The sequence below is a fragment of the Chamaesiphon sp. OTE_8_metabat_110 genome (genome assembly GCF_031382685.1).
GTDB lineage: Bacteria > Cyanobacteriota > Cyanobacteriia > Cyanobacteriales > Chamaesiphonaceae > Chamaesiphon.
In genome coordinates this window covers 1-4,460 of record NZ_JANMZA010000178.1, presented here as the reverse complement: position 1 = coordinate 4,460, position 4,460 = coordinate 1, and the positions used below count along the sequence as shown (strand labels likewise).

The 4,460-nt window shown below is 43.3% G+C and carries 6 protein-coding genes and 1 pseudogene; all 7 read right to left on the bottom strand.

Annotation, left to right across the window (positions count from 1 at the left end):
• Nucleotides 1–1,134: SNF2-related protein (locus RMO52_RS06370; protein ID WP_310412011.1), on the bottom strand; the 1,134-nt coding region annotated here is incomplete at its 3' end.
• An 85-nt stretch (nucleotides 1,135–1,219) separates the two neighbouring features.
• Nucleotides 1,220–1,450, bottom strand: a complete 231-nt coding sequence (locus RMO52_RS06365) for a hypothetical protein (RefSeq protein ID WP_310412008.1) — start codon at nucleotides 1,448–1,450, stop codon at nucleotides 1,220–1,222.
• Between the two features lie 59 nt (nucleotides 1,451–1,509).
• Nucleotides 1,510–1,860, bottom strand: a complete 351-nt coding sequence (locus RMO52_RS06360) for a type II toxin-antitoxin system PemK/MazF family toxin (protein WP_309745220.1) — start codon at nucleotides 1,858–1,860, stop codon at nucleotides 1,510–1,512.
• Complete coding sequence (locus RMO52_RS06355; RefSeq protein ID WP_309745222.1) at nucleotides 1,851–2,066, bottom strand: hypothetical protein; 216 nt, start codon at nucleotides 2,064–2,066, stop codon at nucleotides 1,851–1,853. The genes RMO52_RS06360 and RMO52_RS06355 overlap by 10 nt, the downstream gene beginning before the upstream one ends.
• Nucleotides 2,067–2,362: 296 nt before the next feature.
• A complete protein-coding gene (locus RMO52_RS06350) occupies nucleotides 2,363–2,716 on the bottom strand; it encodes a hypothetical protein (protein ID WP_309745224.1) in 354 nt (117 codons plus the stop codon).
• A 5-nt stretch (nucleotides 2,717–2,721) separates the two neighbouring features.
• Nucleotides 2,722–3,072: a papain fold toxin domain-containing protein gene (locus RMO52_RS06345; RefSeq protein WP_309745226.1), complete on the bottom strand. Its 351-nt coding sequence runs from the start codon at nucleotides 3,070–3,072 to the stop codon at nucleotides 2,722–2,724.
• A gap of 241 nt (nucleotides 3,073–3,313) precedes the next feature.
• A pseudogene (locus RMO52_RS06340) lies at nucleotides 3,314–4,460 on the bottom strand (DNA methylase); the annotation flags it as partial.

The following is a 4,460-nucleotide window of genomic DNA, read 5'->3' as shown; positions in this document are numbered from 1 at the left end:
ACTATAGCTCCAGAAATTGAGATTGAATTTTTCGCGTAATTCTTGTTGCCATTGATTTTGAACGCTGGCAGGTACTAACAATAAGACGTGCTGAACTTTTTGGCTGGTTAGTAGATATTTGAGAATTAAGCCAGTTTCGATCGTTTTACCCAATCCTACTTCATCGGCGATGAGGAAATTGCAGGGGAAATTATTGGCAACTCGGCGCAAAATCTTGAGTTGATGCGCCCACGGGGAGATCGGAATCGATTTGAGACAGAAATCTAAACAGCCAGGATGGTTGTGTAAATTGGCAAGGAGATCGAATAGTGCTTGCTCCTGAAGGTTGGGGGTGGGGAGTTGGGGTTCAGGGTTTGGGGTTTGGGGTATAAGGATTGGGGGCTGAATTTTGTCTATGTCGAATTCGATTTGTGGGTTCCAATCGGGGATAGATTTGGGTGCATGAGTGAGCAATTTACGGAGTACTGCTTCAGGTAGATCGAAGATGCTCACATTGGGGGCTAATCCGTGCCACAACCGATCGAATCTAGTTACTTCTTCATCTACCCTCTCGCCATCTCTCCCGCCTTCCCAGCCGCAATATACATGGAAGGATTCGACGTTATATTCCCATCCGGCGACTGATTCATTATTGGAGCCGCTAAATACTAATTTATTGCCATCGGTATCGGTGAAGATGCCGACTTTTTCATGGAAGATATGATGTCTATCTATTTCTGTATTTTCATCTGTTGGCTTCCCATTAGTTTTCATGGGAATTGCGATTTTAATATCGAGACTACCAGTTTCGATCGGCCAACTGAGGATTTCTAAGTGTTTGAGTTGGACAAAGTTTTCGGGTGGTTGGAGAGCGGCGGTTAGTCTTTCGTTAATAATCTCTCGGAGGGCATAACCTCGTTCGATCGCATCCAAATCTTCGGCACTAAATTGACAGCCCATAATCAACCGAATTTTACCTTGATTATGGAGCATTGCGCCCAGTCCCCGCGCTACTCTACTGAGAATTGCACTATTGAAAAAACCGGACTTGCGATCGTATTGTACGGCGCATTCTAACGCAGGAATATAGAATTCGGCGATCGGGTTATTTTCATTACTAGAGTAGCTAATTCGCCAGGATCGATCGGGGAGCATTAAATCAAGTAATAAGTAATAAGTAATAAGTAGTGTTATCGCGAAGCGTAACGCACCAAAAATATGTGCATTTACTTATGAATGTTTAGGATGGAGATAGTTCATAATCTGGTTCATCGTCACTGTAGGCTCTATTTAATCCTTGCAAAGACAGGGCATACCATTCTGCTGATTCTGAATCGGCGAGTAAAGATTCATCTGTCGATCGATTCGATTGTTCTTTTGCTTTTAGAAATTTTAAAAAATTGAGTGTTTCAACAATTAAGCGATCGGGAGTAGAATTGAGTTCTTGTAATAGTTGTTCTTTGAGTGTCATAAAACATTTCTCGTATATTTACAGTTCGATCGGATTGTTCGCTCTCGATTTTCCATGATTTAAGAATTGATTTGGAAAGCATTAATTAGACACCGATCGAGTCGCTGAAGATGTTGAAAGCCAAGTTGACCTAAACGGCGTTGCAATAATGACCTTTCTAGGGTAATAATACGAGCTACTCTCACTTTAGAAGTGCTTTTAAGACCAGTTTGAACAAATTCTAAATCGCTAGATAAAATGATAGACTCATCATCAGTAACTCGCTCAATCGCCTGAGAAGAAATAAAACATAGAGTGACATCTTGACCTTTATCATCGACCCACAATACAACAGCAGGTCTAAGCTTAGGTTCACTGAGATCTGTAAATGGAAAAGGCACTAAAATAATATCACCTTTGGCTATAGACATGATATTAGCTCTCCATCTTCGAGGCTATAAAGTTCTGGCTCTCGATCTAAAAAGTCAAAGCTACTCGATCGTACAGCTAGGTTAGTGAGTTCTTTTGTTGTAGGATAAGTAAGATTAAAGAAAAGCTGTTCTGTTAAGGCAGCGCGTTCTTCGGTGGGCAGAGCGCGAATTACTTGTGCTAAGGATTCTATCAGTTGGATATTCATGGTATTCAGAAATTACAAGATTGAGAATTACACTATTAAGGATTGGTTTCTAAAGTGAACTCAGCAGGTAATCGGGTATCGACAATATCCTGCAAACATTCATCAAAATCGTCGCCGTGCCAAGAACCGATAGTTTTTAGATGGGCGAGTAAAGATGCTCCGGTGGAGAAAGTTAATTCTTCTTTGGCTTTGATGAATTGTAGAAAATTGAGAGTTTCAACAATTAATCGATCGGGCGTAGAATTGAGTTATTGCAACAATTGTTCTTTGATTGTCATAAATTCACTCTCCTATATTTATAATTTGACTAGATCGTTTTGAGGTTGTTGAATATTTTTAGATCTAGCTTCAAATTCTGCTAGGAGTTCAAAGAATCGATCGAATCCCTGCTTTTCATCTGGACAGTTGAGCATGATGATTTTTGCCCAAGAGTTAGAAATATGGATTTGATAACGATCTTGAATGAATTCATTAAAACTCTCATAAAATGTCAATTCTCGATCGTTCGGTCTAATTCCTAACTCTCGTCGCGCCGTTTTATACCCAGCGAGAAAGACAAACAAATTTGATACCGATGGATGACCGATATACATTCCTGGTGTAGCTTTAATCTTTGCTAAAATCTCGAATAGTCCGCCTTTAAATTCCATGTTATTTATTCTCCTAATTCTGCGATCTCAAATTCGTTGCTGGGACAATGAAAATCTCTAATCCAGTCGGCTTCTTTCATTCCTATGGTAGAAAGATTGTCAAAAATCAGTCCGCACACTCTTACGCCGTAATGTTTGCCATTTTCAGATATCGACTCATCTCCTCCGATTCTGTCGCTGACAATGTAGTCTTCATCCCTATAGAAGGTTTTTAACTCGATGATGCGACCCTCAATCCTATTATCTCTCAGCCACTGCATGACTGCAATTGCACTGTCATAACACTGGTACAGATCGAATTGACTGACGATCTTGCCGACTTCTCGATAAATATCCTCATCTGCCAAGTCACTCACTTATTCTCCTCCATACTACGTTAAATATCATAGAGGGAGTTTGCTTGAGTTGTGGCGGAGATCTACCCACCCCGCCCTTTGGAGGCTATACTTCGGCGGGGATGGTGTTACCCCCCCAACCCCCCCTTATAAAGGGGGGGCTTTTGCTCCCTCCCCTTTATAAGGGGAGGGCTGGGGTGGGGTAAAGATCTCCGCAGTACCTCAAACGGACTTATGGATAAAGGGTAGGGGATTTTTTACCCTACCCATAACTTAAACTCAACTGCTCGACTACTACCTTCGCCTTAATCTCGTCCATTGCTAATCGCAACGAAACTAGCGCGTCGTATTCTGAGGTGCTGGTGGGGAAGACTTTGAGGGCGATTTCCATTGTTTTCATCAGGGCATCGCTTTCCATCAGTCCGGTGTTTTGCATAAAGCGGCGCACTAATTGGGGGTTGTGTCCTTCTTCATAAATGGCAATTAGGGCGTGGAGAGAATCGACTAGATAGAGTGAGGAAAAGTCGGATTCTTCGACGCTGAAGGCGCGTTTTTTCAGGCGTTCTTTGGGGGTTAATAGTTTGCAGTTACCGCCTGTAGAGGTGATGAGTTTATAGACTTTGCTCAAGTCTTCGACATTGAAACCACCAATTGCTAGGGCTAATTGTCGGGCTTCATCAAATACAAATTCTCGCGCTTTGAAGGCATCCCAGGCTAATAGATACCACTGAGTCAGGGGATCGAATCCAGCGGTATCGGTGTGGGCTAATTTACGGAAGCGGTAATTAGCGATAGCGCGACGGGCTTCGGTAAAAGCCGCCTCTGGACGGACGATTTCACCACTACTATTACGAATTTCCTGATAACTAGAAAATACGTTCAAGGCGGGGCCAAATGCACTCAGACAGAGGTCGATTCCGGTGATGTCGTTGGCTTCAAATTCGACGGCGCGGGCTTCTACGATGTTGACGACTTGGGGGCGCAAATCGTCCCACCAAGCTAATCCAGCTTCAGGATCGCGCTTGCGACAGACTAATAGCACGGTACTGGCGACGGAGTTTTTCTTTGCCTGGTGGAGGTTTTGGGGATTTTCGGTACTTACCGACCAAGATGCGGTAATCTCGAAGCCACCATTAATCAGGGAGTTGGCGAGGACATCCCACGCACCTGGATCTTTGTGATTGAATTGGACTGTCATCACCCCATCGGGACGCAATACGCGATGGTATTCATTAAAAGCCAGGAGCATCTTCGCTTCATAATCCGCCCGCGCTAACATTTCTGGCGGTGCGCCCATATTCCGAAAGCGGGAAGGATTGGCGAGTGCTTCGCGATCTTTGTCGGTGTGTTCGCCATAAATCAATTCTGGTTACACATCATCTAATACCCGTTTCATCCAGACATAGAAG